The 24,944-nt window shown below is 70.3% G+C and carries 24 protein-coding genes; 15 read left to right on the top strand and 9 right to left on the bottom strand.

The annotated features are described in order from the left end of the window. Window positions 1-116 precede the first annotated feature (116 nt). Window positions 117-599 carry a MarR family winged helix-turn-helix transcriptional regulator gene (locus NLX83_RS20435; protein ID WP_254236678.1) on the bottom strand — a complete coding sequence of 161 codons (483 nt, stop codon included), beginning with the start codon at window positions 597-599 and terminating at the stop codon, window positions 117-119. An 89-nt stretch (window positions 600-688) separates the two neighbouring features. Between NLX83_RS20435 and NLX83_RS20430 the strand changes: the two genes are divergently transcribed. From NLX83_RS20430 to NLX83_RS20405, 6 genes are all read left to right on the top strand, one after another. Beyond that, window positions 689-1,246, top strand: a complete 558-nt coding sequence (locus tag NLX83_RS20430) for a YceI family protein (RefSeq protein ID WP_254236677.1) — start codon at window positions 689-691, stop codon at window positions 1,244-1,246. A gap of 84 nt (window positions 1,247-1,330) precedes the next feature. Next, the gene (locus NLX83_RS20425) at window positions 1,331-1,654 is read left to right on the top strand and encodes a hypothetical protein (RefSeq protein WP_254236676.1); all 324 of its coding nucleotides are present in this window, start codon (window positions 1,331-1,333) and stop codon (window positions 1,652-1,654) included. A 16-nt stretch (window positions 1,655-1,670) separates the two neighbouring features. Beyond that, the gene (locus NLX83_RS20420) at window positions 1,671-2,126 is read left to right on the top strand and encodes a GNAT family N-acetyltransferase (protein ID WP_254236675.1); all 456 of its coding nucleotides are present in this window, start codon (window positions 1,671-1,673) and stop codon (window positions 2,124-2,126) included. 246 nt (window positions 2,127-2,372) lie between these two features. Beyond that, the gene (locus tag NLX83_RS20415) at window positions 2,373-3,692 is read left to right on the top strand and encodes a hypothetical protein (protein ID WP_254236674.1); all 1,320 of its coding nucleotides are present in this window, start codon (window positions 2,373-2,375) and stop codon (window positions 3,690-3,692) included. Window positions 3,693-3,798: 106 nt separating this feature from the next. After that, window positions 3,799-4,200, top strand: a complete 402-nt coding sequence (locus NLX83_RS20410; protein WP_254236673.1) for a hypothetical protein — start codon at window positions 3,799-3,801, stop codon at window positions 4,198-4,200. A 317-nt stretch (window positions 4,201-4,517) separates the two neighbouring features. Continuing rightward, entirely contained in the window at window positions 4,518-4,742 is a 225-nt protein-coding gene (locus NLX83_RS20405) for a hypothetical protein (protein ID WP_254236672.1), read from the top strand. A gap of 210 nt (window positions 4,743-4,952) precedes the next feature. Here the strand turns inward: NLX83_RS20405 and NLX83_RS20400 are convergent, their stop codons facing one another. From NLX83_RS20400 to NLX83_RS20385, 4 genes are all read right to left on the bottom strand, one after another. After that, entirely contained in the window at window positions 4,953-6,146 is a 1,194-nt protein-coding gene (locus NLX83_RS20400) for an RtcB family protein (protein WP_254236671.1), read from the bottom strand. A gap of 211 nt (window positions 6,147-6,357) precedes the next feature. Next, a complete protein-coding gene (locus tag NLX83_RS20395; protein WP_254236670.1) occupies window positions 6,358-7,848 on the bottom strand; it encodes an aldehyde dehydrogenase (NADP(+)) in 1,491 nt (496 codons plus the stop codon). Then, window positions 7,845-8,660 (bottom strand): NAD-dependent epimerase/dehydratase family protein, encoded by an 816-nt coding sequence (locus tag NLX83_RS20390; RefSeq protein ID WP_308209344.1) that lies wholly within the window; start codon window positions 8,658-8,660, stop codon window positions 7,845-7,847. Before NLX83_RS20390 ends, NLX83_RS20395 begins: the two co-directional genes overlap by 4 nt. Window positions 8,661-8,675: 15 nt before the next feature. After that, window positions 8,676-9,473 (bottom strand): IclR family transcriptional regulator, encoded by a 798-nt coding sequence (locus NLX83_RS20385; RefSeq protein ID WP_254236669.1) that lies wholly within the window; start codon window positions 9,471-9,473, stop codon window positions 8,676-8,678. Between the two features lie 124 nt (window positions 9,474-9,597). Here NLX83_RS20385 and NLX83_RS20380 point away from each other — a divergent pair, with 124 nt between their 5' ends. The 8 genes from NLX83_RS20380 to NLX83_RS20345 all read left to right on the top strand — a co-directional run bounded on the left by NLX83_RS20380 (window position 9,598) and on the right by NLX83_RS20345 (window position 17,600). Next, the gene (locus NLX83_RS20380) at window positions 9,598-10,902 is read left to right on the top strand and encodes an ABC transporter substrate-binding protein (protein ID WP_254236668.1); all 1,305 of its coding nucleotides are present in this window, start codon (window positions 9,598-9,600) and stop codon (window positions 10,900-10,902) included. Then, window positions 10,899-11,855 carry a carbohydrate ABC transporter permease gene (locus NLX83_RS20375; RefSeq protein WP_254236667.1) on the top strand — a complete coding sequence of 319 codons (957 nt, stop codon included), beginning with the start codon at window positions 10,899-10,901 and terminating at the stop codon, window positions 11,853-11,855. The genes NLX83_RS20380 and NLX83_RS20375 overlap by 4 nt, the downstream gene beginning before the upstream one ends. Next, window positions 11,852-12,709: a carbohydrate ABC transporter permease gene (locus tag NLX83_RS20370; RefSeq protein ID WP_254236666.1), complete on the top strand. Its 858-nt coding sequence runs from the start codon at window positions 11,852-11,854 to the stop codon at window positions 12,707-12,709. Before NLX83_RS20375 ends, NLX83_RS20370 begins: the two co-directional genes overlap by 4 nt. A gap of 17 nt (window positions 12,710-12,726) precedes the next feature. Further along, window positions 12,727-13,626, top strand: coding sequence for a 5-dehydro-4-deoxyglucarate dehydratase (locus tag NLX83_RS20365; RefSeq protein ID WP_254236665.1), 900 nt, complete (start codon window positions 12,727-12,729; stop codon window positions 13,624-13,626). Further along, on the top strand, window positions 13,623-14,882 hold the full coding sequence (locus tag NLX83_RS20360; RefSeq protein ID WP_254236664.1) for a glucarate dehydratase family protein: 1,260 nt from the start codon (window positions 13,623-13,625) through the stop codon (window positions 14,880-14,882). The genes NLX83_RS20365 and NLX83_RS20360 overlap by 4 nt, the downstream gene beginning before the upstream one ends. Then, window positions 14,879-16,018 carry a hypothetical protein gene (locus NLX83_RS20355; protein ID WP_254236663.1) on the top strand — a complete coding sequence of 380 codons (1,140 nt, stop codon included), beginning with the start codon at window positions 14,879-14,881 and terminating at the stop codon, window positions 16,016-16,018. The genes NLX83_RS20360 and NLX83_RS20355 overlap by 4 nt, the downstream gene beginning before the upstream one ends. Before the next feature lie 251 nt (window positions 16,019-16,269). Continuing rightward, on the top strand, window positions 16,270-16,596 hold the full coding sequence (locus NLX83_RS20350; RefSeq protein ID WP_254236662.1) for a PadR family transcriptional regulator: 327 nt from the start codon (window positions 16,270-16,272) through the stop codon (window positions 16,594-16,596). Further along, window positions 16,593-17,600, top strand: coding sequence for a hypothetical protein (locus tag NLX83_RS20345; protein WP_254236661.1), 1,008 nt, complete (start codon window positions 16,593-16,595; stop codon window positions 17,598-17,600). Before NLX83_RS20350 ends, NLX83_RS20345 begins: the two co-directional genes overlap by 4 nt. Here NLX83_RS20345 and NLX83_RS20340 read toward each other — a convergent pair whose 3' ends face one another. After that, a complete protein-coding gene (locus NLX83_RS20340) occupies window positions 17,601-20,051 on the bottom strand; it encodes an FtsK/SpoIIIE domain-containing protein (protein ID WP_254236660.1) in 2,451 nt (816 codons plus the stop codon). Further along, complete coding sequence (gene eccCb / locus NLX83_RS20335; protein WP_254236659.1) at window positions 20,048-22,681, bottom strand: type VII secretion protein EccCb; 2,634 nt, start codon at window positions 22,679-22,681, stop codon at window positions 20,048-20,050. Before eccCb ends, NLX83_RS20340 begins: the two co-directional genes overlap by 4 nt. Window positions 22,682-22,827: 146 nt before the next feature. Between eccCb and NLX83_RS20330 the strand changes: the two genes are divergently transcribed. Then, on the top strand, window positions 22,828-23,307 hold the full coding sequence (locus NLX83_RS20330) for a hypothetical protein (protein WP_254236658.1): 480 nt from the start codon (window positions 22,828-22,830) through the stop codon (window positions 23,305-23,307). Between the two features lie 62 nt (window positions 23,308-23,369). On the opposite strand, the gene NLX83_RS20325 is transcribed toward NLX83_RS20330, so the two are convergent. Further along, the gene (locus NLX83_RS20325) at window positions 23,370-23,549 is read right to left on the bottom strand and encodes a hypothetical protein (protein ID WP_254236657.1); all 180 of its coding nucleotides are present in this window, start codon (window positions 23,547-23,549) and stop codon (window positions 23,370-23,372) included. A 150-nt stretch (window positions 23,550-23,699) separates the two neighbouring features. Beyond that, window positions 23,700-24,926, bottom strand: coding sequence for a hypothetical protein (locus NLX83_RS20320; protein WP_254236656.1), 1,227 nt, complete (start codon window positions 24,924-24,926; stop codon window positions 23,700-23,702). Window positions 24,927-24,944 lie beyond the last annotated feature (18 nt).

The raw sequence follows: 24,944 nt of genomic DNA, 5'->3' as shown, positions 1-24,944 counted from the left end.
GACGATGGAGGAGGCCGGATAGTTGCACCAGGTGGTCCACGTCACCGCCGCCGAACGGCCTAACGGGAGCCCGGATAGCGGTCACGCAGCGCTTATAGAAATCTTCTTTTTGTTCCCTATGGGGTGGTGGCTTCTGGGCAGGCCGAATCCTCCCAGGAGTCGCGGAGCTTGCCGCAGATCTCGCCGAGCAGCTCCACCTCGCGCCGGCTCAGCGGGTCGAAGACGAGCTTGCGGACCTCGGAGACGTGTCCGGGCGCGGCGGTCACCAGGCTCGCCATCCCCTCGTCGGTCAGCTCGGCCAGCTGACCCCGCTTGTCCGTCGGGCACGACTTCCGGCGCACCCAGCCGAGCTTCTCCAGCTTCGACACCGCGTGCGAGAGCCTGCTGCGCGAGTACTCCGACTGCTCGGCCAGCTCGCTCATCCGCAGCTCGCGGCCGGGGGTCTCGGAGAGCCGGACCAGGATCTCGTAGTAGGTCAGCGGGATTCCGGTGTCGCGCTGGAGCTGCCGGTCGAGCTGCTCGTTGAGCCGGCCCAGCACGGAGACCAGCGCCCGCCACGTGCCCTGTTCGTCGGCGTCCAGCCACCGCGTGTCACTCATGGCGCCCATCCTACCGCCCATGGTTGAACTCTCAATCAAAGTGGGCTAGGGTCTGTTGTTGAGAGTTCAACTATGAGAGGGACGACGCCATGGGCACCGCACTCCAGATCCCCGGTTACGTCGCTGGCACCTGGGCCGTTGACCCGGTGCACTCCAGCGTCGAGTTCAGCGTCCGGCACATGATGGTGAGCAAGGTCCGCGGCCGGTTCACCGAGTTCTCCGGCTCGCTGGTCACCGCGGCGAACCCGCTGGACTCCACCGTCACCGCCGAGATCGACCTCACCTCGATCAACACCAGCAACGAGCAGCGCGACGCGCACATCCGCTCGAAGGACTTCTTCGACGTCGAGACGTTCCCGACGATGACCTACCGCTCCACCGGCCTGCGCGCCGACGGCGACGACTTCGTGGTCTCCGGCGAGCTGACGCTGCACGGTGTGACCCGCGAGGTCCCGTTGACGCTGGAGCTCAACGGCTTCGGCCCGGACGCCTACGGCGGTACCCGCGCCGGGTTCTCCGCGACCGCGACCATCAGCCGCGACGACTTCGGCATCGACATCGCCATGCCGATGGACGGCGGCGGCGTCGTGGTCGGCGACAAGGTGCAGATCTTCCTGGAGATCCAGGTCGTCCTCCAGGAGAGTTGATCACGGTTCGGCACGGCGAGGCCCCGCGTGCGCCGCGCGGGGCTTACCCTTGGGCGAGATCCGCGCGCCGGATGGGGTGATCAGATGGCCTTCACCGCCGACTTCCTCGCCCGCCTCAAGGAATGCGTCCTCGGTACCGGTCCCGTCGAGCTGGCCGTGCCCGACGCCGTCGCCGAGTTCGCCGACTTCCTCGCCCGCCTCCCGGAGACCGACCGCAGACTGCGCTACCTCAACACCGTCGACGAGGTGTCCTCGGTGTTCTGGAACAGCGAGGAGATCTGGTCGGAGTTGCTGCCCGACTTCGGCACCGAGGACCGCGACTGCGAGGCGTTGCTGGACAGCCTCGTCGACGCGACCATCGCCGCCGAGGTCGACTCGATAGAACTCGGTTTGCAGGACCCCGGCTGAGCCCTACCGTGCCGTCGTGGACATCCGCCGCGCCGGCTCCGAGGAGTGGGAGCAGTACCGCGACGTCCGCCTGGCCGCACTGGCCGAGGCGCCGTACGCGTTCGGCTCCACCCTGGCCCGCGAGGAGCCGTTCACCGAAACCCAGTGGCGTGGCCGGCTTTCCCGCGGCGTGACCTACCTGGGCTACTCGTCCGGCGCCCTGTCGGCCCTGGCGTCCGGCACGTCCTCCCGCGAGCTGGTCTCCGTCTGGGCCGCCCCGTCCGCGCGCGGCACCGGCCTCGCCGCCGCCGTGGTCGAGGCCGTCCTCGCGTGGGCAGCGCCATCCCCGATGACGATGTGGGTCGCCGAGGACAACACCGCGGCCGTCCGCTTCTACGTCCGCTTGGGTTTCTCGTTCACCGGCGACCGCGTGCCGCTGCCCAGCGACCCCGCGCGCTACGAACTCGCCATGCGCCGATCCCCACCGCTGTGAGCATTCAGCTCGACCCCGGGCTCACTTCGGAACGCGCGGGCGAGGGTGGCTTTCGCCCGCGCCGGGGGACCCCCCGTTTCAAGCGTGGCGTGGCGAGGTGGTGGAGGGCAAGACGAGAGACGGCGTGGGTGGATCCCCACTCACCACCCACGCCGCGGAGACGTACCCAATGTGGCATTTGTTTCGCCAGACGTAACGAATGCCGCATTGGGTACGTCGGCGGGGGCGGGGTGGCAGGCTGGGGGCGTGGTGAGCGTTGTCGCGTTCGGAGTGGCCTGGTGGCTCGGGTTGTACCTGATCGCCCGGGACCCCAAGAAGCCCACGTTGGTCCGCGCCGGGGTCGGCCTGCTCGCCTACGCCGCGGCGCTCGCCGTCGAGGCGCTCCTGCCGCACGCGCAGTCCCAAGACGTGCTGCGCGAAGTCCAAGGGGTGTTCGTCTGCGTACCGCCGCTCGCATGGAGCGGGGTCGCGGTGGCGCTGCTGCCGGAGAAGTACCACCGGTGGTGGCGGATCTGGCTCGTGCCGCTGGGCCTCCTCGTGCTCGTGCCACTAGTGATCGACTCCGAGTGGGCGCGCCTGCTCCGCGCCGTGGATGTGTTGCTGCCCTTGGTGGTCAGCCTCGGACTGCTCGTCAGGCACCGCGCCCGGCTCCGGCCCGCGCCCGTCCGGACGGCCCTGCTCGTCGTGAGCATGCTCCTGGTGCTCTCCGCCGTCCTGGTGGTGCTGCCGACGTCCTTCCTGCCGTCGTGGGTCGTGGTCACGGGGATGGGCGTGGACCTGGTGCTGCTCGGCCTGGGCATCGCCGTGTTCGACGCCTTCGACGAGGGGCAGGCGATCCGCGCGGACATGGGCCGGTCGGTGCTCACCGCCGCGGCGATCGCCGTCGTCTTCGGCGGCCAGGTCGGGCTGGCGATGGCGTTGTCCTCCGGAGCGACCCTGCCGTTGACCGCGTTGCTGCTCGGCAGCGTCGCCGCCGCGATCAGCGTTCAAGTGCTCGCCAACCCCCTGCAATCGGTGCTCGATCGGGTGGCTTTCGCCGACGCGCCAGAACTGCGTCGGGCGCGGGCGGAACTCCGTGAAGCCGGGGAGGCTTTGCCGCGTCGCGCGAATGATCCGGTGCTCGACGGGCTCGACGACGCGGAGTTCGCGAAACTCACGCGGCGGGCGCTCGGCAATTACGGAGATCTCGGTCGCCTGGTGAGCAGTCCGCTCACCATGTTGCCGAGCATCACCGAAGGTCTCGTCGAGCGGAATCTTCCGGATCAGCCCCTGGAACGCGCCAACGAGCTGAAGAGGCTGTTGTTGAACGGGATTCTTCAGCTCAAGCCGAGCGAGGGGGAGTTCGGCACCAGCGACGAGTGGCGCTACTACAACGCGCTTTATTTCCCGTACGTCCTCGGACTGCGCCCGTACAGCCGCCGCGACCGCAACGACAAGCTCGACGACACCACCAAGCGCGCCTTGCAGTGGTTCTCCCGAACGGTTCCCGAGCGGACGCTCTACAACTGGCAGAACGCGGCCGCGAAACTCGTCGCGGCCGGGCTGCGCCAGCGAACTCCCAGGTGAGCGACTGAAACTGGCAGTGGATGGCAGTGCGACGCCTGCTGTTGGCAGTGGTTTCCGACCTAACTTGGCTCTCGGCAACAGACGCTGAAGCCAGGAGGACGGATACATGAGCACCATCACCAACACCCGCAAGGACGCTTTCCTTCGCGTCGTTCTGAAGATCGACGGGGTGGGTACCGGGGCGAACGGTGCCGCATATCTGCTCGCCGCGGGCCTTATCGGTCCGCTGCTCGGCCTGCCCGCCGGTGTGCTGACCCCTGTCGGGGCTTTCCTGCTCGCTGTCGGGATCGCCGTGTGGTTCGTCGGAACGCGGGCCACGATCAATCCGAAAGCCGTGTGGAGCGTGGCGCTGGTGAACCTGGTCTGGTCGGTGGACAGCCTGGCGGTCGCGTTCAGCGGCTGGTTCCCGCTGACCGACTGGGGCGTTTTCTACGTCGTCTTCCAGGCCGTGGTCGTCGGCGCGTTGGCGGTGCTGCAGATCATCGGGCTGCGCAAGATCACCCGCTAAGGTGATCAACTCGGGACGGCGGTGCCCCGGTCGGGGCACCGCCGTTCGTCGGGTGTTGCCCCGGTGATCAGGTGATTGCCGGTCTGGGCACGCGTCTCCGCGCCCACCACCCGGTCGGGTGCGCTATGTGCTTGGGGTACGGCTTTTCGGCCCAGCCAGGTCGACCACCAACCGGGTGACTCCGGTTGACCGCCCGGCCTGGCATCCGTGACAAGGGAGTGACACCATGAACGACGGTCCCAGGATGCGAACGTGCCCGGCCTGCCTGGGCGCGGGTGTCATCCCCGAGGATGACTACGCGACATGTGGGAGATGCGGTGGACTTGGCGAGATCCCCGGGTGAGCTCCACGGCACGGACTGCCGTCTGTGCGACGGAACCGGAGACATCGTCTGGACGCAGCCGGTCCCGGTTTCCGGAAGCTACGAACTCCGCGAGATGCGTCATCCCTGCATCAACGGCTGCTCCGGCTGGTGGCACCCGCGCAGCGCCGAACAGGACCGCGTGGTCGAGGCCATCAACGCCCCCGCGCTCGAAGCCTGAACACGACCAAGGGCGCCCCGGACCACCGGGGCGCCCTTGCTGTGTCTAGGGCGTGTCTCGCAGGTCTCGTTCGATGAGAGTCGGGATCGAGGTCGTTCCTGGCAAGACGGCGGGAAGACCGCGTACCGGTGTTGTACGTGGGCTTTCCGCCGACGCAGCCAGGGGCGGGCTCGGCCCGGCTATCGCGAACACGGACCTGCGAGATACGACCTAGCCCTTGACGCAGACCACCTGGCGCAGCTTCGCGACGACCTCGACCAGGTCCTTCTGGTTCGCGATCACCTCGTTGATGTTCTTGTAGGCGCCCGGGATCTCGTCGACCACGCCGGAGTCCTTGCGGCACTCCACGCCCCGCGTCTGCTCGGCCAGGTCCTCCGCGGTGAAGCGCTTGCGCGCCGCGTTCCGCGACATCCGACGGCCCGCGCCGTGCGAGGCGGAGCAGAACGACTCCGGGTTGCCCAGCCCGCGCACGATGTAGGACCCCGTCCCCATCGAGCCCGGGATGATGCCCAGGTCGCCGTGTCCGGCCCGGATCGCGCCCTTGCGGGTCACCAGGACCTCCTCGCCGAAATGGGTCTCCTCGGCGACGTAGTTGTGGTGACAGCTGATCGCCTCGTCGAACTTCACCCGCGGGAACTGCTTGCGCACCACGTCGTAGACGAGCCGCATCATCACGGCCCGGTTCCGGCGCGCGTACTCCTGCGCCCAGTACAGGTCGTGCCGGTAGGCCTTCATCTGCGGGGTGTGCGCGAGGAACACCGCGAGGTCGGGGTCGGGCAGCGCCTGGTTGTGCTGGAGACCGCGCGCGACCTCCATGTGGTGCTGGGCCAGGATGTTGCCGATCCCGCGCGAACCGGAGTGCAGCATCAGCCAGACCGCGCCCTCCTCGTCGAGGCAGACCTCGATGAAGTGGTTGCCGCCACCGAGGCTGCCCATCTGCATCAGCGCACGCTCCGACTGGCCCCGCACGGCGGGCGTGAGGTCCTCGAAGCGCGCCCAGAAGCGGTCCCAGCCCGCCTTGTCGTTGTCGGCGTCACCGGCGCGGAACGCGACGTCGCCGCGGTGCATGCCGAAGCCGACCGGGACCGCCTTCTCGATACCGGTGCGCAGCCGTCGCAGGTCGTCGGGCAGGTCGGCCGCGCGCAGCGATGTGCGGACCGCGGACATGCCGCAGCCGATGTCCACACCGACAGCCGCGGGCGAGACAGCGTCTCGCATCGCGATGACCGAACCCACCGTTGCGCCCTTGCCGTAGTGCACGTCCGGCATCACCGCGACGTGCTTCACCACCCAGGGCAGAGCCGCGATGTTGTGCAGCTGGCGCATGGCGATGGGTTCGACGTCCTCGGCACGGGTCCAAAGGCGGATGTCCGCCTGCTGACCGGGAATCGTCGTAATCGCCATGCGCCACAACGTACTTGGCCCGCCCCCACCCCGCACCGCATTTCCCGCATCTCCCCTCCCAGCGGAGGTAGGCCCGTCTTCAAGTACCACGCACCCCCTCCCAGAACGTCTCAAACAGCACCACACCCTGGTGGGGGTTGGGGGCGGTTAAAGACGGCGGGGGAGGGGGTGGGGTGTACTTGAAGACGGGAGAACCCGGCTGGGACTGGGGTTACGGGATTACCAGGACGCCGTCCTCGCGGCGGGGGATGTTGAGCGGGTTGGCGTCCTGGAGCTCCGGGGGGAGGAGGGCGTCGGGCCACGACTGGTAGGTCACGGGGGCCAGCCAGCGGCGGATGGCGGTGGCGCCCACCGACGTGTGCAGCGGGGACGTGGTCGCGGGCCAGGGGCCGCCGTGGTGCATCGCCCAGCTCACCGCGACCCCGGTCGGCCAGCCGTTGAACACCAGGCGCCCCGCGAAGCGCCGGATCTCGTCGAGCACCAACGCGGCGGCGGCGTGGTCGTCCGGGTCGGCGTGCACGGTGGCCGTCAGGCTGCCTTCCAGGGTGCTCAGCACATCGATCAGCTCAGCGGGATCGTCATAGGTGACAACGATTCCCGCCGGGCCGAAGCACTCCTCGGTCAGCTTCTCCTTGTCGGCGACGAAGTCCTTGAGCGAGACCTGGTACAGCCGCGGCGTGACACCCCAGCCCTCGTCCGGGCCCAAGCCGCTCGCGACGAGACGCACCGACGAGTGCGCGGACAGACTGTCCACAGTGGACTGGTAGGAGTCGCGCATGCGCTCGGTCAGCATCGCGCCACCGCCCGTGTCACCGATCTCGGCGGCCAGCGAGTCCACAATGGACGAAGGAGCGAACAGCAAGCCCGGGTTGGTGCAGAACTGCCCGACCCCCATGGTCAGGGACTGCGCGAAACCCTCTGCCAGCTCGGCGGAACGGTTCGCGGCCGCCGAGGGGAGCACGACAACCGGGTTCACGCTGCCCAGCTCGCCGTAGAACGGGATCGGCTCCGGGCGGCCCTGAGCGAGGTCGAACAGCGCCCGCCCGCCTGCGGTGGAACCGGTGAAGCCCACCGCCTTCACCGAAGGGTGCTGCACGAGGACGCGACCCGCCTCAGCGCCGTAGACGATGCCGAAGACACCTTCCGGCAGCACGGAAGCGACCACGCGCGCGGTCTCCCGCGAAGTCTGCGGGTGCGCGGAATGTGCTTTCACCACAACGGAACAGCCCGCCGCCAGCGCTGACGCGGTGTCGCCGCCCGCGACGGAGAACGCGAACGGGAAGTTGCTCGCCGAGAACACCGCGACGACGCCGAGCGGCTGCAGGATGCGGCGCAGGTCGGGGCGCGGCGGAATGATGCCGGGGTTCGGCGAGTCGATCGTGGCCTCGCGGTAGCTGCCCTCGGTGAGCACACCGGCGAACAGTCGCAGCTGATTCGTCGTGCGCTTCAGTTCGGTGGTCAGCCGGGGAACGCCCAGGGCGGTCTCGGTGTCGGCGGTGGCGATCAGCACCTCCGACTCGGCGTCGAGCGCGTCGGCCAGCCGCTCCAGCACGGCGCCGCGCTCGGCGGAGGCGAGCCCGGACCACGCCGGGAACGCGCGCGCCGCCGCACCGACGATCTCGCCGACGCCACCGTCCGAAGTGAACGGAATCGGGTCGCCGAAAGCCTTGCCAGTGCGGGGTTCGTAGCCTTGGACGCTCACTGACCCGCCTCCTTCCGTGCCGTGTCCATGTCCGGCCCGCACCACGCGCCGCCGACGAAGCGGTGCGGGTCCTCGTCCAACCGTGGTTCCCCGTGCTCGGCGATCAACTCCGCCGCGAAGACCTCGGAGTCGTCCTGCGGCAGGTACCCGATCGCCTTCGCCTCGGCCAGGCTGAACCAGCCGCGGGTGTTGTCCGAGACGCCCCACACCACGCGGTAGCCCGGGTTCGGCGTGGACAGGCACGCCTCGAACAACCGGGCGCCGTCGTCGGGGGACATCCAGGTGGACAGCATCCTGGTGTCGCGCGGCTTCTCGAAGCACGAACCGATGCGGACGCTGATCACGTCCATGCCGTAGCGGTCGGCGTAGTGCGAACCGATCGCCTCGCCCGCGACCTTGCCGACGCCGTAATTGGTGTCCGGGCGCGGGAACGCGTAGTCGCCGACCTCGCCCGCGGAGCGCGGCACGAAACCGACGGCGTGGTTGGAGCTCGCGAAGATCACCCGCCGCACGCCCTGCCTGCGCGCCGCCTCGAAGACGGTGTAGGTGCCGTTGATGTTGACGTCGAGGACGTCTTTCCACGACGCCTCAAGGCTGTGCCCGCCGAGGTGCAGGACCGCGTCCACACCCGCGCAGGCGCGTTCCATCGCGTCCATGTCGGTCACCGAGGCGCGGATGACCTCCTCCGAGTCACCGGCGGTGATCTCGGCGATGTCCAGCAGGCGCAGCACACGACCGGGCTTGCCCAGCCTGGGGCGCATCAGGGTGCCGACCCCACCGGCGGCTCCGGTGAGCAGAATCCGTTCTGACACAGGGAGAAAACCTTCCTAGAGACTGGTGAGACCGGGCTGGCGGAGCAGTTCGCTCAGCGTGCGGGCGGCGCCGAGCAGGGCGGAGATGACCTGGTGCTCGTGCTCGTCGTCGAGGCGGGCCACGGGAACCGAGCAGCTGAGCGCGTCGGTCACCGGGCTGCGGTAGGGCAGCGCCACGGCGAAGCAGCACAGTCCGGGGGTGTTCTCCTCGCGCTCGAAGGCATAACCCAGCGAGCGGAACTCGGCCAGCTGCGTCCGCAACGCGTCCGGGTCGGTCACGGTGTTCGCCGTGAGTGGCTCCATGTCCTTGGGCAGCAAGGACTCCAGCTCTTCCGGCGGACGCGTGGACAGCACCGCTTTGCCGAGCGCGGTGCTGAAGGCGGGCAACCTGCGCCCGACGCGGGAGACCACGCGCAGGTGGTGCTCGGACTCGCGGCTGGCCAGGTAGACCACGTTCGGGCCGTCCAGCCGGGCGAGGTGGACCGTCTCGTTGATCTCCAGCCGGATCTGCTCCATCAGCCGGATCGCCGTGCGCACAACGGGGTCGTGGTCCAAATAGGACGTTCCGACGAGCAGCGCGCGGACGCCGATGCCGTAGGTGCCGCGATCCGGGTCGACCTCGATCCAGCCCCGCGCCACCAGGGTCTGCAACAGCATGTACAGGCTGGACTTGGGATAGCTCAGCTCGCGGTGCAGCTCGGTCAGCGTCATCCTGCGATCGAAGGAGGCAAGCACCTCCAGCAGTTCGACCGTGCGGTCGGCCGACTTCACCGCGGCGGGGCGGCTGGTGGTTCCCGTGACCGCTTCGCTCACGACGCCTCCTCGATTCCCGGCGCGCCGACCTCTTGACAGCGCGTGGAGCCGATTCTTACAGTCCCTCATGTTCGTTCACAAGTACGACTGACGTTCAGAAATGTGAACTTCCAAGGAGGGGCTGATGTCCGGAGTCCGGCATAGCGCGGCCGTCCTGGCCGCGGTGGCCCTCCTCGCCACGGGGTGCGGGACGAGCGCGTCTCAGGGCGATCCGAACGCCCCGCTGGAGGTCTGGACTCGCAGTCTTGAAGACACCGCGAAGGTCTACGAGAAGATCTTCTCGGACTTCACCGCCAAGACCGGCATCAAGATCGACTACAAGCCGGTCTACAACGACTTCGACAAGCGCATGCAGGAGCGGGCCGCCTCGAAGGACCTGCCGGACCTGGTGATCACCGACGTCAGCGCGCTCGGCGTCTACCAGTCCCAGGGCATGGTCGGCGAGATCGACCGGGCCGGGTTCGCGGGCGGTGCGGACCTGGTCGAGCGCGCCTGGAACAACGCGAAGGGCGCGGACGGCAGGTACTACGCCGTCCCGGTCTCCACGCAGGCGCAGGCCACCTTCATCCGCAAGGACTGGCGCGAGAAGCTGGGCAAGCCGGTGCCGACCACGTGGGCCGAGCTCGTCGACCTGGCGAAGGCGTTCACCACCGGGGACCCGGACGGCAACGGGCAGAGCGACACCTACGGCATGCTCGTGCCCGGCTCCACCGATCGCGGCTACCTCGCATGGTGGGCTGCTTCCTATATCTGGCAAGCGGGTGGGGACATCCTGGCCGAAGAGGGCGGGAAGTACCGCGTCGCGGTGGACTCGCCCGGAACGGTTTCCGCGGTGGAGTGGCTTCGCGGGATGTTCTGCGATACCAAGATTGTCCAGCCCGGAGCGCTCACCACGATCACCAACGACGCGCACACGTTCTTCGAACAGGGCAAGGCCGGGATCTACCTGACCGGGCCCTACATGATGGGCCGCTTCGACAAGGCGCCCGGCAAGGACAGGTACGAGGTCATCGCATCGCCCAAGGGGCCCAACGGTTCCACGGTGCTCGGCGAGGGTGAGAACATGTACTTGATGGCCGGGTCCGCGCGGCCCTCCGACCAGAAGAAGCTCGCCGAGTTCATGGTCTCGCCGGACGCGCAGAAGGCTGGTATGCAAGGAGTTCCGCGTCCGGTCGTGCGCCTTCCGGTCAACTCCAAGGTCGACGTGAGCGCGGTGTACAGCGACCCGAGGTGGAACACGGTCGCCAAGGTCTACGCCGACAGCGCCCGCCCGTTCCCGAATGTGCCGAACTTCCAGCCGTTCCGCCAGCAGACCGCGGAGACGCTGAACGCGCTCTTCGCCCGCTGCGGCACCGATGTCCGCGCCGAGCTGGGCAAGCTCGCCGCGAACCTGAACAAGGAACTGAAGGCCCAGGGGATCGCGAAGTGACCACCCTGGCCACCAAGGACGTGGACCCGACGGCTAGTGGCGGCGGTGCCGTTGGGCTCCACCCCGTGAGGCGGCGGCACCGTCGCCGCCTCACGGGACCCCTTGCCCCGTGGCTGTTCCTGGCCCCGGCGCTGCTGATCTTCTTGCTGTTCAAGTACATCCCGATGGCCGAGGGCATCCGGCTGAGCCTGTTCAACGTCCGCCCGTTCCTCGGTGACCTGTGGGTGGGGCTGGACAACTACGTCACCGTGCTGACCGACGAGCGGTTCCAGTCCGCGTTGGGCCGCACGCTGGTCCTGGCCTTCGGGCAGACCGCGGGCGCGATGGTCCTCGGCTTCGCGTTGGCGCTGCTGCTCGAAGGCAGCGCGAGGTCCCTGTGGTTCGTGCGCTCCGCGGTGTTCCTGCCCGTGGTGGCGGCGACCGCGGTGGTCGGCGAGATCTGGCGGCTGCTGTACTTCCCGGCCGACGAGGGCTTCCTGAACTCGGTGCTGAGCTGGTTCGGCATTGGGGCGCAACCGTTCCTGGACAGCCCGGACACCGCGCTCTGGTCAGTGATGGGCGTCGGCGTCTGGAAGGGCGCCCCCTACGACATGGTGATCATCCTGGCCGGGTTGGCCGGGATCGACCGCCAGCTCTACGAGTCCTCCGCGATCGACGGAGCCACGACGCTGCAACGGCTGCGCCACGTCACGCTTCCCGCGCTGCGCCCGGTGATCACGATTCTCCTCACCCTGGCTGCGATTCGTGGCCTGCGGGTGTTCACCGAGGTCTACGTGCTCACCGGCGGCGGCCCCGCGGGTTCGACGGACGTGTGGATGACCCGGGTGTTCTCCCTGGGGTTCGAGCGCAACGAGCTCGGCGTCGCGTCGGCGGGTTCGGTGGTGCTGTTCCTGGTGACCCTGTTGCTGACACTGCTCGTGCAGTACTACCGCAGGCGCAAGGAGGCCATGTGAGTGCGGGAGTCGCCCGGCACTGCGACACGGCCCTCGGCTGGGGACCGAGCCGCGTGGGCATGGTGGGCCGGGCAGCCATGTGCGTCGCCGCGCTGCTTGTCTTCTGCGGGCCGCTGATCACCGTGTTCTCCGGCGCGTTCGACCACAGCCCGGACCCCACGAAGCTGTCGCTGCTGCCGAACAACCCCTCGACGATCAACTTCGAGGTGGCTGGCGAGCGCGGGATCTGGGGCTACCTCGTCAACTCACTGGTGATCGCGGGCGGCGGGCTGCTGCTCCAGGTGTCGGTGAGCGTGTTCGCCGCGTACGCCTTGGCGCGCAAGAAGTTCCGCGCGCAGGCGCTGGTGATGCTCGCGGTGCTCACCACGATGATGCTCCCCGAGGAGGTCATCGCGATCCCGCTGTCGCTGACGATCGGCCAGCTCGGTCTCAAGGGGACCCTGCTCGGCGTGATCCTTCCCTTGGGCGCCTGGGGTTTCTCCATCTTCGTGATGACCGAGTTCATGAAGGAGATCCCGGCCGAGCTGGAGGAAGCGGCCAAAGTGGACGGTGCGGGCGAGCTGCGGATCTTCGCGCAGATCGTCGTCCCGCTGTGCCGCCCGGCCCTCGGCGTCGTCGCGGTGTTCGGCTTCACCATGATCTGGGACCAGTACCTGCTCCCGCTGATCGTGGCCACCGAACCGGCCGACTACACGCTCACCGTGGCGCTCGCCTCGCTGCGCTCCGACGACCAGGTCGGCCCCGGAGTCGTGCTCGCGGGCGCGTTGCTCGCTCTGGTGCCGAGCCTGCTGGTGTACCTGTCCCTTCAGAAATCCTTCCTTCGCGGCATCACCTCCGGTGCGGTGAAGGGATGAATCGCGTGAGGTCTCACATGCAGCTGGATGGAGTGCTGTTCTTCCCGGTGACGCCGTTCACCGGGACCGGCGAGCTGGCCGAGGGGGTGCTGGCCGAGCACGTGAAGCACGGGGTGGACGCGGGACCCGGCGGCGTCTTCGCGGCCTGCGGCACCGGCGAGTTCCACGCGCTGGAGCCCGAGGAGTACGAGCGCGTCGTCCGCGTCGCGGTCGAGGCCACCGCTGGGAAAGCGCCGGTCTTCGCGGGCGCGGGCGGTCCGCTGCCGCTGGCCCGCCGGTACGCCGCGATCGCCCAGCGCGCGGGTGCAGACGGCATCCTGCTGCTGCCGCCCTACCTCGTGGGCTCCCCGCCGGACGGGCTGATCGACTACGTCGAGCAGGTCGCGTCCGCGTCGGACCTCCCGCTGATCGTCTACCAGCGCAACAACGCGGTGTTCACGCCGGAGAGCGCGGTGCGGGCGGCGAACCTGCCCACCGTGGTCGGCTTCAAGGACGGGCTCGGCGACCTGGACCAGATGCAGCGCATCGTGCTCGCGGTCCGCAAAGCCGTGCACAAGCCTTTCCAGTTCTTCAACGGTCTGCCCACCGCGGAGATGACCGTGCCCGCCTACCGGGGTATCGGTGTGGAGCTGTACTCCTCGGCGGTTTTCTGTTTCGCCCCAGAGATTTCGCTGGCCTTCTACGAGGCGGTCACCACCGGCAACACCGCGCAGGTCAACACTTTCCTCAGCGAGTTCTTCCGCCCCTTGGTGGAGCTACGCGACACCGTGCCCGGCTACGCGGTCTCGTTGGTCAAGGCCGGAGTTCGCTTGCGCGGCCTCGAAGTCGGTTCGGTGCGCGCGCCGCTGGTGGACCCGTCACCGGAGCACGTGCGCGAGCTGGACCGGATCATCGCCAAGGGCCTGGAGCTGCTGTGAAGATCCGCGAGGTCGTCATCACGCCGATCGCGTTCGCGGACCCGCCGCTGCTGAACTCGGCGGGCGTGCACGAACCGTGGGCGCTGCGCAGCATCATCGAGGTGATCACCGAGGACGGCGTCTCCGGGCTCGGCGAGAGCTACGGCGACCAGGGCCACCTCGACCTGCTGAACGCGGTTGCGCCGCAGCTCGCCGGGCTCGACGTGTTCGCGACGAACGCCTTGCGCGCCAAGGTTTCCACCGTGCTCGGCGGCGCGAGCAACTCGGACAAGCACGGTCTCACCGGGCAGATCACCGCCGAGGGCACGATCGACCGCGTGTTCTCGCCGTTCGAGGTGGCGTGCCTGGACGTCCAGGGCAAGGTCCTCGGGCGCCCGGTGAGCGACCTGCTGGGCGGCGCCGTCCGAGCAGAAGTTCCTTACAGCGCTTACCTTTTCTACAAGTGGGCAGGACATCCCGGGTCGCCGGGCGACGAGTGGGGCGAGGCGGTCACCCCGGACGGCATCGTCGCGCAGGCGCGGAAGATGATCGACGAGTACGGCTTCGGTTCGATCAAGCTCAAGGGCGGCGTCTTCCCGCCGGAGCAGGAGATCGCTGCCGTGCACGCGCTGCGGGAGGCTTTCCCGGACCACCCGCTCCGCATCGACCCGAACGCGGCCTGGTCCCCGGAGACGTCCGTGCGCGTAGCGGGGGAGCTGGCCGGGGTCCTGGAGTACTTCGAGGACCCGACGCCGAGCATCCCCGGCATGGCGGAGGTCGCGGCGAAGGTGGACATCCCGTTGGCCACCAACATGTGCGTCGTCGCGTTCGAGCACCTGGCGGAGTCGGTGGAGCTGGGCGCGGTGCAGGTCATCCTGTCCGACCACCACTACTGGGGCGGGCTGAACCGCTCGCGCGAGCTGGCCGCGATCTGCCGCACCTTCGGCATCGGCCTGTCCATGCACTCCAACTCCCACCTCGGCATCAGCCTCGCCGCGATGACCCACCTGGCCGCAGCCACGCCGAACCTGGGCTACGCCTGCGACACGCACTACCCGTGGAACGCGTCCGACGACGTGGTGGTGCCCGGCGTGCTGTCCTTTGTAGACGGAGCGATTCCGGTGCCGACGACGCCGGGTCTCGGGGTCGAGCTGGACCGTGACAAGCTGGCGCGGTTGCACGAGAACTACGTGAACTGCGGTATCCGGCAGCGCGATGACACCGGGTACATGCAGCGGTTCGAGCCGGGCTATGAGAGGAAGCGACCGCGTTGGTGACCAAGATTCCCTACGCCTACACCTGGGACGTCGTAGGCGATCCGGCTGCCGCAGAACGCATCGCGAGCCTCGGTGTGGATGCGGTGGCCCTCGCCGCCTCCTACCACACAACACGGGCCGCGACTCCGTTCCACCCTCAGCACCGCATGGTCAACGCGGCCCACGCCGCCTGCTATGTGCCTATCCGGCCTTCGGAGTGGCAGGGGCGCCTGGTTCCGCCCGCACCGAGCTGGGCGCCTGGTGATTCCTTCGGTGCGGCAAGGGCCTCCCTGCGTTCGGTGGGGCTGCCCGTGCATGCGTGGACTGTGCTGACGCACTCCACCCACTTGGGCTCGGCGAACCCGGATCTCGTGGTGCGCAACGCTTTCGGAGATCTGTACCCCTACGCTTTGTGTCCGTCCAATGAGGACGTTCTCGAGTACTGTTCGACTTTGGTTCGCGAGATCGTCACGCTCGGCGAGCCGGAGGGCGTCATCCTCGAAGCCTGTGGGCCCTTGGGTTTCTTCCACGGTGGCCACCATGAGAAGACCGACGGCGCGGACTGGGGAAAGGTGCACCAGCAGCTGCTGTCGCTGTGCTTCTGCTCCGGCTGCCTCGCGCGCTACGCCAAGGCCGACCTCGACGCCGACCGGCTCCGCGCGGCCGTCAAGTCGACTGTGGATGGTCCTGTGCCTTCCTCGGTGGAGGACGCTCTCGGGGGTCTCGCAGAGCGGCTCCGCGATGTGCGCACGGGTATCGCGGCCGACCTGAGATCGTTGCTGGTCAAGGAGATCCGTTCGCTGGCCCCCGGAGCGGCGATCTCCGTGCACGGCAACGCCGACCCGTGGGCCGCGGGCCCGTTCGCCACCGTCGCCCCCGTGATCAACGAGGACATCGACACCGTGGTGGTGACCTGCTGGCCAGGGCCGGAGGCGAGCGTCCCGGGCATTGAGGCCGCGCGCGCCCTCGCGGGTCCCGATCGAGGGCTGGCCGCCTACGTCCTGACCCTCCCGCCCCGTCCGGTCGACGCCGACGCCCTCCGCACCGAGTTCGAGCGCTACCTGGCGGCGGGCGTGGACGAGCTGCACGTCTACCACGCGGGCCTTGCCTCCCCGGCCCGCCTCACCGCGATCCGCGAGGCGCTCAGCTCCCTCTGAGCGCGCGAGGTTGGGACGTCTTCAAGTCCTGCGAACCCCCGCCCCGGGCATCTCAAACCGCATCGAACCCCGAGGTTGGGGGCGGTTTGAGACCGCTGGGACGGGGGTCGGGGGTACTTGAAGACCGTCCGACCCACCCCGGCTGAAGGCCCGTCCGCCGAGCCCCCGAACTCGGCGGACGGGCCTTCTCCGTGCTCGACGTTGGTATATATCGGAGAGCGATATATAGTGGCGGTGTGGCGTCCGAGGCGATGAACGAACAGACATTCCTGGTGTTGACCGTGCTGGCGGAGGAGACCCTGCACGGCTACGCGATCGTGCGCGCGGTGGGGGAGCTGACCGAGGAGCGCGTCCGGTTGCGGGTGGGAACGCTGTACGGCGTGCTGGACCGGCTGGTGGCGTCGGGCCTGGTCGAACACGACCGGGACGAGGTGCACCAGGGCCGGTTGCGGCGGTACTACCGGCTGACGAACGAGGGCGCGCGGGCGCTGCACGCCGAGATCTCGCGGCTGGAGAGCAACGCGCGGGCCGCCGCGTCCCGGCTGCGGGCGTGGGGCTTCGAGGGAGGACCGGCATGACCCTGTTGGAGCTGCGTTACCGCAGGATGCTGCGGGTCCTGCCGCGGTGGTACCGGGCCGAGCGCGAAGAGGAGATGGTCTCGGCCTTCCTTGAGGACGTGAACCGGGACCCCGACGCGGACGTGCGGCACGACTTCGGCTGGCCGGGCTGGGGCGAGTTCGGCAGCCTCCTGGCGTTGTCCGTCCGCACCCGCTGGCCCGGCCGCACGGGCAGCCCGCGAGCGTTGGTCAAGGGGCAGGTCGTCCGGCTGGTCGCGCTGATCGGCCTGCTGCTCGGTGTGGCGTCCTCGCTGAACCACTGGCTGTCCCGGGTCGTCCCGGAGCTCTACTACATCCACTACGTCACCATCGATGGTGTCACCGGCCCCATCCAGCCACCGTGGGACCTGCGGTCGGTGCTGACTGCGGCCATGGACGGCACCACGGTGCTGACGTTCCTGGCACTGCTCCTCGGCGCTCGTCGGGTGGCGAAGGTGGGCGCGCTCCTGTCGCTGCTGTTGCTGACGGTGTCCACGGTCGACGTCGTGGCGAGCCTGAGCAGCCCGCCCGGGTCCTTGCTGGCCAGCTACGTGGTCGAGGCGTTCATGCTGCTGTGCGCCCTGGTCGCGTTCCACTCCGATACGCCGCCCGTCAGGGCGCGGTGGTGGCTCGTGGCGCTGGTCGGCTTCGTCGCGGCGTTCGTGAGCCTCAGCTGGACGATGTGGCTGGGCTTCCACGTGTACGTGCCGCTCGCCGCGGTGGCGTACCTGGTTGCGCACTACCGGAGGCTGTGGCGAGCCCCCGTCGCGTGGTTGCGGGCCGTCGCCGTGATCTGCGGGTTGTTGGCGTTCGAGAAGTCCGTCCGGCTGGCGGAGATCCTCCCCGACGCCTACCGAGCGCCGTCGTGGATCGCCTTCGAGGTCAGCGAGTTCGTCGCGCTGGTGGTGCTGGGGCTGTGGCTCCGGGCCCAGGCGGCGAAGGTGCTACCGCCCGAGACCCGGAGCCCGCTCAGCGTGGCGGGCTGATCAGCCCTCGCGCGGCGTGTACAGCGCGCACAGCCGGTCCAGCAGCGGATCGTCGGCGAGGTCCTCCGGCACCCGCGGCGCGCACGAGAGCAGCAGGTGGAAGCCGAGGTCGTCGGCGATCGGCAGCAACGGGCTCAGCCAGGACAGGCCGATCGGACCCGCGCTGACGCCGTCGTAGTCGTCGACGACCAGGTACAGGTCGGGCCCGTTCCACCAGTTGCGGTCGCGCACCGCCTCGGCGGGCACCTCCACCGGCGGCAACCTGTTGCGCAGCAAGGCGTGCAGGTCGCGCAGCATCTCCGCGCCCGTCTCCGGGTCGTCGGCGTAGCCCACCAGGTGGTCGCCCAGCTCCTCCGCGGCGTCGCGCAGCTCGCTGCGGTAGTCGAAGAGCAGCACCTTGCTCTGCGTGGCCGGGTGCCGCTGCGTGACCTCGCGCATCAGCGCGCGCAGCAGCCCGGTCCGTTCGGGGCCCGCCTCGCCGAACACCGCGAAGTGCGGGTTGGCCACCGGGTCCCAGGTCACCGTGCTCTGCGGCGGAGGCGGAGGTGCTTGCGGCGCAACGATTTCCGGTCCGCGGGTTTCCGGCTCTGGCTCGGGCTCGGGCAGCACCTCGGCGACCGGCTCTTCGAGCACGGGAGCGGGCTGCGGGGAGACCGCGCTGAACCGCGCCAGGGTCGCCGCGAGCGTCGGCAGGTCCGGGCAGCCCTGGATGCGCGGCCGGGCCACCTGGATGTCGTGGCCGCCCGCCTCGACACCCCGGCCCGCCTCGTGCAGCTCCAGCGTCGTGCCCAGCTTGGACCGCATCTGCCGGTCGATCGCCTGCCAGCTGTCGGTGGCCAGCGCCAGGTGCACGCCGTAGAGCGGCCCGGAGTCGACCAGGTGCTCCACCAGCGGCACCAGGTCCGGGAACCGCTCGCGCAGCCGGGGCCAGCCGTCGATGAGCAGGAACACGTCCGACGGCCATTCGTCCAGCGGCTCACCGTGCAGCCTGCGCTGCCGCAGCACCTCGATCGACTCGATGCCCAGCGAGGAGAACAGCGCCTCCCGCGAGCGGACCACCTGCCCTGCCCGGTACACCAGCTCGGTGATCTGCTCGGGCTCGTCGGCGCCCGCGCTGCCCAGGACGTTGCCCAGCTCGCGCAGCGCGCTCAGCGGACGGCCCCCGGGGTCGAGGTCCACCAGCAGGCAGCCGACCTGGTCGGCCGGGTGCCGCAGCGCCAGCGAGGCCAGCAGCGTGCACAGCGCCGTCGAGGTGCCCGAACCCGGCTGGCCGTAGGCGGCCAGGTGCCCGTGCGGCCCGGCGAAGTCGAACAGCAGCGAGTAGTGCGCGAGCGCCCCCGGGTCGTCGAGCACGCCGATCGGCGTGGACAACCGCTCCTGCGGGGAGAAGTGCGTGTGCTTGGCCAGCAGCCGCCCGTCGTCGGTGATCACCAGCGGGTACAGCACGGTGTCCAGGTCGTGCGGGGCCGGCGCGGGCAGCCACGCGGTCGGCGGCGGCGGGCTCCACCCGGCCAGCGTCCTGACCAGCCGCGAGGCCGAGCTCCCGCTGGTGACCGCCTGGAACTCGGTCATCCCGGTCATCCCGGTGCGCAGGAAACCGGTGCCGGGGTTCTGGACCGGCAGCCGCGCCGCGTCCGGGGTGCCCAGCGCGATCCGCGAGGTCTCCTCGTCGTTGGTGCGCAACGCGATCCGCCACGCCAGGTGGCTGTAGAGACCGCGGAACTGCTCGGTGTCGATCTCGTTGGTGGTCAGCAGCAGGTGCAGCCCGCCGCGCGGACCGGCCTTGGCCGCCCACAGCAGGGTCTCCCGCAGCGCCGGGTCCGCCGCGAGCACGTCGTAGCCCGCGACCGCGCAGACGATCGCGGGCAGCTGCGGCAGGTTGTCCCCGGACTGGATCGCCTCCTGGTACTCCAGGAACCTCGGGTGCCCGCCGTCGAGCTGGAGCTGGTGCCTGCGGTCCACCTCGCCCTGCAGCTGCTCGGTCATCCGGCGCCGCTGGCGCGGGCAGTGCGCCAGGTCCAGCGCCGTGCCGAGCACGTGCGGCAGCCCGGCCACCTCCTCCAGCTCCGGCGCGTCCCGGTGCCCGAGCAGCACGAAGTTCACCGCCTCCGGCGGGTGCGTCAGCGCCAACCCGAGCAGCACGTCGCGCAGCAGCTCGTCGCGGCCGCTGCCGTCGGCACCGACGATCAGGCCGTGCGGGCCGAAACCCCCGGCCTCCACCTGCTTGAGGTCCAGCACCACCGGCGCCCCGGCCGGGTCGAGCCCGATCGGCGCGCGCAGCCTGCGGTCGTAGGGGCGCGGCGGCCACGCGGGCTGCGGGTGCAGCGCCTCGATCCCCGGTACGCCGAGCAGGCGCAGCAGGTCCGGGGCGGCGGGGGGCGCCTCGGCGGCGGGCTCCCAGTGCTGAGGAGCGCCCGCGGGGTCGGCCATGGGCACGGTTTCGGGGTTCATCGCAGTGCGTCCTCCTCCGCGAGCGGCGGTTGCCAGACCGCGTCGGTGTGACACGTCGTCTGCACCAGCGTCGAGCTGCCGTCCGGGCCGACCAGCACCGCACGGCCGGGCGGCAGCGGGCTCGGCGCGACCGGACCGAACAGCGGTCCCTCCTGCGGGTCGCCGGACAGCAGCACCCCGGTCGCCCCCGCGGCGCGCACGGCCATGAGGATCGGGCCGGAGTGCGCCTTGGCCGCCCCGGCGGTGGACCGCGCGAGCACCACGTGCAGGCCGATCCGCCCGCCCGCGGGCAGCAGCGGCAGCAGGGGCAGCAGGGGATCGTGCGTCGGGCCGCTGAGGTGGTCGTAGTCGTCGACGATCAGGAAGATCTCCGGTCCGGCCCAGCCCTGCCCGGTGCCCTCGGCCGCCGCGGCGTCGGCGGCGGCCAGCCGGGCGCTCATCGCGGTGCACAGGTCCTCGACGATCGGCTGCAGCGACTCCGGATTGGGCGCGAAGCCCGCCAGGTGGTTGCCCAGCCGCGTCGGCAGGTCGGCCAGCCCGCCGCGGTGGTCGGTCAGCACGATCCGCGCCGCCCCGGGATCGCAGTTCTCCGCGATGCCCGTCAGGAGCAGGCGCAACAGGTTGGTCCGCCCGCTGCCCGGCTCGCCGTAGATCAGCATGTGCGCCGTGCCGAACGGGTCAAGCGAGACCGGGGCCAGCGCCTCGTCCACGCCGATCGGGAACGCCGAGCCCGGCGCGGGCGGCAGCTGCTCCGGGCGCACCATCGTGGGCATCGGCTCCAGCCTCGGCACGCCCATCCCGGTGCCGAACTGGGTGATCAGCGCGGACACCTCGGCGGGCGTCGCCGTCCTCGGCAGCACCGGCGCGGCCAGCTGGAAGTGCCTCGGCACCCCCGCCGCCCCGTCCGGCCTGGGGTCGAGCAGGATGCCCCGGCCCGGCACGTCCAGCGGGACCTGCTCGGCCAACCGCGCCTCCACCAGGGAGCTCTGCGGTTCCGCGAGGCGCAGCTCCAGGCGGGTCGGCACCAGCTCGACCAGCTGCGGCGGCAGGGCTGCCCAGCGGTCGGTGGTGATCACCAGGTGCACGCCGACCAGCGGCCCCCGCGCGGCGATCTCCAGCAACGCCGCCTCGGCCCCCGGGTGCTCGCGCAGCAGCCGCGGCAGGTTGTCGACCACCAGGAAGACCTCGCGGGGCAGCGGGCCGGGCTCGGAGGCGTCCAGCAGCTGCCGGAACCCGGTCGGCGAGCTCACCCCGTTCGCCCGGCACAGCTCGGTGCGGGCGCGGGCGATCCTGGTCAGCTCGCCGAGCACCCGGCGCACCTGGCCGGGATCGGCGGGCCCGGACACGGTCGCGGTGTGCGGCAGCCCGTCCAGTTCGGCCAGGCCGGGCCTGCCGCTGTCGTCGAAGTCCAGGCAGTAGAACCCGGCCTCGCGCGGGGTGTGGGTGACCGCGAGCGTGGTCAGCAGGGTCAGCAGCGCGGTGGTGCCGCCCGAGCCCGGCCGCCCGCAGACGGCGACGTGCCCGCCGCCGCGGCCCAGGTCCAGCTCCAGCCGGGGCAGCTCCCCGTCCGGACCGCTGACGTGGTGGTCCAGCCTGCCCAGCGGCACGGTCATCCGCCCCGGCTGCCACTGGTCGGTGGACAGCCCGCGCTCCGGGTCGATGGACAGCCAGCCCAGCACCTCGGCCAGCGGCATCGGCCGCAACGGCGGCGGCCACAGCGCCCTCGGCCGGGGCGGGGCCCAGGAAGCCACCCGGTCGGCCACCGGCTGCACGAGTCCGGCCTGGTCAGGGGCCTGGAACAGCACGGTCCCGCCCACCGGGCCGGTCAGGAAGCCAGCACCGGGCGGCAGGCCGTAGGCGTCCTCGGTGCCCAGCAGCATCCGCGATTCGGCCGGGGAACCCGCGCCGAGCACGATCCGGCAGGACAGGCTGCGCTCCAGGCCGCCGAGCGCCCCGGGGTCCAGCCGTTCGCCGGAGACCAGCAGGTGCATGCCCAGCGCCTCGCCCTGCTCGGCCAGCCGCAGCAGCGCGTCGCGCACCTCCAGTGACTGGCCCACCAGCACGTCGTAGTGGTCGACGGCGATCACCATCGGCCGCATCGGCTGCTGCTGGGCGGCCTTGCGGGCCTGGTTGTACTCCTCCATGCTGCGCGCGCCCAGCGCCCCCATCCAGCCCAGGCGCTCGTCGGCCAGCCAGTGCAGGAACCGGCCCAGCCTGGCGAACAGGCTCGGGTCGATGTCGAAGCGCGCGGGGTGCGGCGGGTACTGGCCGACGACGCCGAGCACCTGCGGCAGCCGTTCCAGCCCGCGGAACGTGCCGCCGAGGTGGTCGACGAGCAGCAGCTCCAGCTGCGCGGGGTGGTGGTGCACGGCCAGGCCGAGCACCAGCGAGCGCAGCAGCTCCGTCTTGCCCGCTCCCGCCGCGCCGACCAGCAGCGCGTGCGGCCCGTTGCCGCCGTGGTGGCTGGGGTTGAGGTCCAGGGTCACCGGGACGCCGGTGCCGTCGAAACCGATCGGCACCCGCAGCATCCGCTCGGGCGGGCGGACCGCCCAGCACCGTTCCGGGTCGAGCTGGTCCACGCTGACCACGCCCTGCTGGCGCGGGAGGTCTGCCTCTGCTGCGCCGGTCATCACTGTCCTCCGGGGGAAGGGCACCTGCGCTGCCGGGCATTATCCACAGTGGTCACACGACCACCCGCCCGGTTCAGCTTTCCTTGGCATTTCAATGAATGTCGGTTCCGAGCAACCCGGGGCCGGGGAGCTTCCGTCTCTAGGGCATGAGACGCATAGCAACCGTAGTCGGCACCGGAGCGCTGTTGCTCGCCATGGCGGCGTGTGGCTCGGAGGTGGGCTTCGGCGGCCAGCCGTCGAACAACCCGCCCGCGTCCAGTACGCCCGGTCAGCCGACGTCCGACCCGAACATCGCCATCCCGAAGCCGCCCGAGGGCGGCACCGCGGTCCCGGACAAGCAGCTGGACCCGGCCAGCCAGGACATGGACGGCTACAAGCGCCTGGTCTGGACGAAGGACAACGGTGCCACGCTGGGCACCTACGGCCGCGAGGGCGGGTGCAGCAAGGTCACCGGTGAGGCCGTCGAGCAGACGGACAAGAGCATCAAACTGGTGCTGACCGAGAAGGTTCCGGCCAAACCCCAGGCTTGCACGATGGACATGCGCTACCCACCGGTCGAGGTCAAGCTGACCAAGCCGCTTGGCGAGCGCACGGTGTCGGTCGAGCAGAAGGTCGAGAAGAGGTAATCCCGCGTTGAGGGCGGCGCCGATGGCAGCAGGGGCCGGAAGCGCCGCCCTCCGCACCTCGTTCACCGGCCGAACAGCGCGGTCAGCGCGCCCATGACGATCAGCACCGTCAGGGCGTTGACCAGCGCGTCCGTGCCGGAAGCGCGCAGCAGCAGCGCGGCTCTGGCCACAGTGGACAGTGGAGGCCATTCCGCCGCACTCGGCTCCGTATCGCGGCCGACGCGGTTGTCGTGACGTGCCAACCAACTGTCGTCTCAAGGTGTGATTCCCTTGCGGCGGGTGAAGTACGCGAGTACCGCGCACACCGCCGACGCGCCGAGCAGTGCCCTCATGGCGTGGAGTATTGCCGTGTGGCCCCGATCCGTCGCCTGTTTTGCCGTGGTGGAACCGGATCAGGGCAGGATTGCCGAGCCCGCGACAACGAGTAGCGCTCCGGTCAGCACCAGCAGCGCGTTGTCCAGCAGCCGCCAGTGCCGCGCCGACGAGGGCCGCAGCACGGCCACCGTGGACGGCTGCTCCGGCACGCCGATCGTGACCAGCTTGGGGCGCAAGGGAACCGGGCTCACATCGGTCTCCGACGCCAGCAGCCGCACGGCCACCGCCGCCGAGTCCGAGAGTTCCCGCCGCGTCGTGGACACCTCGGCGGGCGGCACCCGGTCCAGTCCTCGTTCGTAGGCGATCGAGTCCAGCCGGTCCTGCCAGCGCCGCGTCCAGTGCTCGACCCGCACCTGCTCCTCCGGGTCGTCGGCCGCGCGCTTCTCGTCCAGCTCCACCTGCAACGCCAGGTCCGCGCGCAGTGAGCTGACCCGCACCGAGGGCTCCAGGTCCGGGTGTCCGTCCACTCTGGACGGCCAGCAGCGCGGGTAGCCCAGCCCCAGCCGCTCGTCGGTCTCCACCGGCGCGGCGAAGCCGCCGAGCAGCTCCTCCAGCCGGTGCCCGGGGGCGATCCCGGTGGCGGCGATGGTGCGCACGTCCTCCAGGGTGATCCGCCCGCCCGTCCACTGCGGCGAGGAGTCGGAGAACCAGCTCAGGACCCGCTGCCCACCCCGGCTGAACCGGGTGATCCCGCCGCTGAGCCCGATCCGCGGCGCGAGCACCTGCCCGGCGCCGTCCCGATCGGCCAGCACCAGCTCGGCGGGGTGCGCCTGGGCGAGCGCCAGGAACTGCTCCTCCTCGGCGTCGCGGCCGGTGCAGCGCAGCAGCCGGACGGCCGTCTCGCTGACCGGCCGGGCGCGCGATCCGCTGAGCACGGCGGTCATCTCCGGGCCGAACCAGGTCAGCGAACCGATCCTGGGATCGCCCGGCACCGGGTAGCCGGTGGCCAGCAGGCCGACCCGGCGCCCGTCCCGGACCGCCCACGTCACCCCTTCGGGCACCCGGCCGTTGCGGCGGCCGAGCACCGACAGGACCGCGAGCGCCACCGCGACCGCGGGCAGCACCCACCGCGGCGGCTCCACGCCGAGGACGCGCGGCTCGGCGAAGGCGCCCACCAGCGCGATGATCCCCAGCAGGGTGAACCTGATCAGCGGCAGGACACTGACTCGCCGGTGGTGCAACAACACCGCTTCTCCTGGCAACCAGGGAAAGCTCAGCCAGGACGAAACAGGTCGAGCACTCATGCTGATCAGTATCAGCGC

The sequence above is a fragment of the Allokutzneria sp. A3M-2-11 16 genome, from assembly GCF_024213555.1.
Lineage (GTDB): Bacteria > Actinomycetota > Actinomycetes > Mycobacteriales > Pseudonocardiaceae > Allokutzneria.
This window is presented reverse-complemented; position numbering and strand designations above follow the sequence as displayed.

Coding starts and splice junctions, on each gene's coding strand:
- NLX83_RS20435 (WP_254236678.1), bottom strand. CDS start 599: ATGAGTGACACGCGGTGGCTGGACGCCGACGAACAGGGCACGTGGCGG.
- NLX83_RS20430 (WP_254236677.1), top strand. CDS start 689: ATGGGCACCGCACTCCAGATCCCCGGTTACGTCGCTGGCACCTGGGCC.
- NLX83_RS20425 (WP_254236676.1), top strand. CDS start 1,331: ATGGCCTTCACCGCCGACTTCCTCGCCCGCCTCAAGGAATGCGTCCTC.
- NLX83_RS20410 (WP_254236673.1), top strand. CDS start 3,799: ATGAGCACCATCACCAACACCCGCAAGGACGCTTTCCTTCGCGTCGTT.
- NLX83_RS20400 (WP_254236671.1), bottom strand. CDS start 6,146: ATGGCGATTACGACGATTCCCGGTCAGCAGGCGGACATCCGCCTTTGG.
- NLX83_RS20380 (WP_254236668.1), top strand. CDS start 9,598: ATGTCCGGAGTCCGGCATAGCGCGGCCGTCCTGGCCGCGGTGGCCCTC.
- NLX83_RS20365 (WP_254236665.1), top strand. CDS start 12,727: ATGCAGCTGGATGGAGTGCTGTTCTTCCCGGTGACGCCGTTCACCGGG.
- NLX83_RS20350 (WP_254236662.1), top strand. CDS start 16,270: ATGAACGAACAGACATTCCTGGTGTTGACCGTGCTGGCGGAGGAGACC.
- NLX83_RS20345 (WP_254236661.1), top strand. CDS start 16,593: ATGACCCTGTTGGAGCTGCGTTACCGCAGGATGCTGCGGGTCCTGCCG.
- NLX83_RS20340 (WP_254236660.1), bottom strand. CDS start 20,051: ATGAACCCCGAAACCGTGCCCATGGCCGACCCCGCGGGCGCTCCTCAG.
- eccCb (WP_254236659.1), bottom strand. CDS start 22,681: ATGACCGGCGCAGCAGAGGCAGACCTCCCGCGCCAGCAGGGCGTGGTC.
- NLX83_RS20330 (WP_254236658.1), top strand. CDS start 22,828: ATGAGACGCATAGCAACCGTAGTCGGCACCGGAGCGCTGTTGCTCGCC.
- NLX83_RS20320 (WP_254236656.1), bottom strand. CDS start 24,926: ATGAGTGCTCGACCTGTTTCGTCCTGGCTGAGCTTTCCCTGGTTGCCA.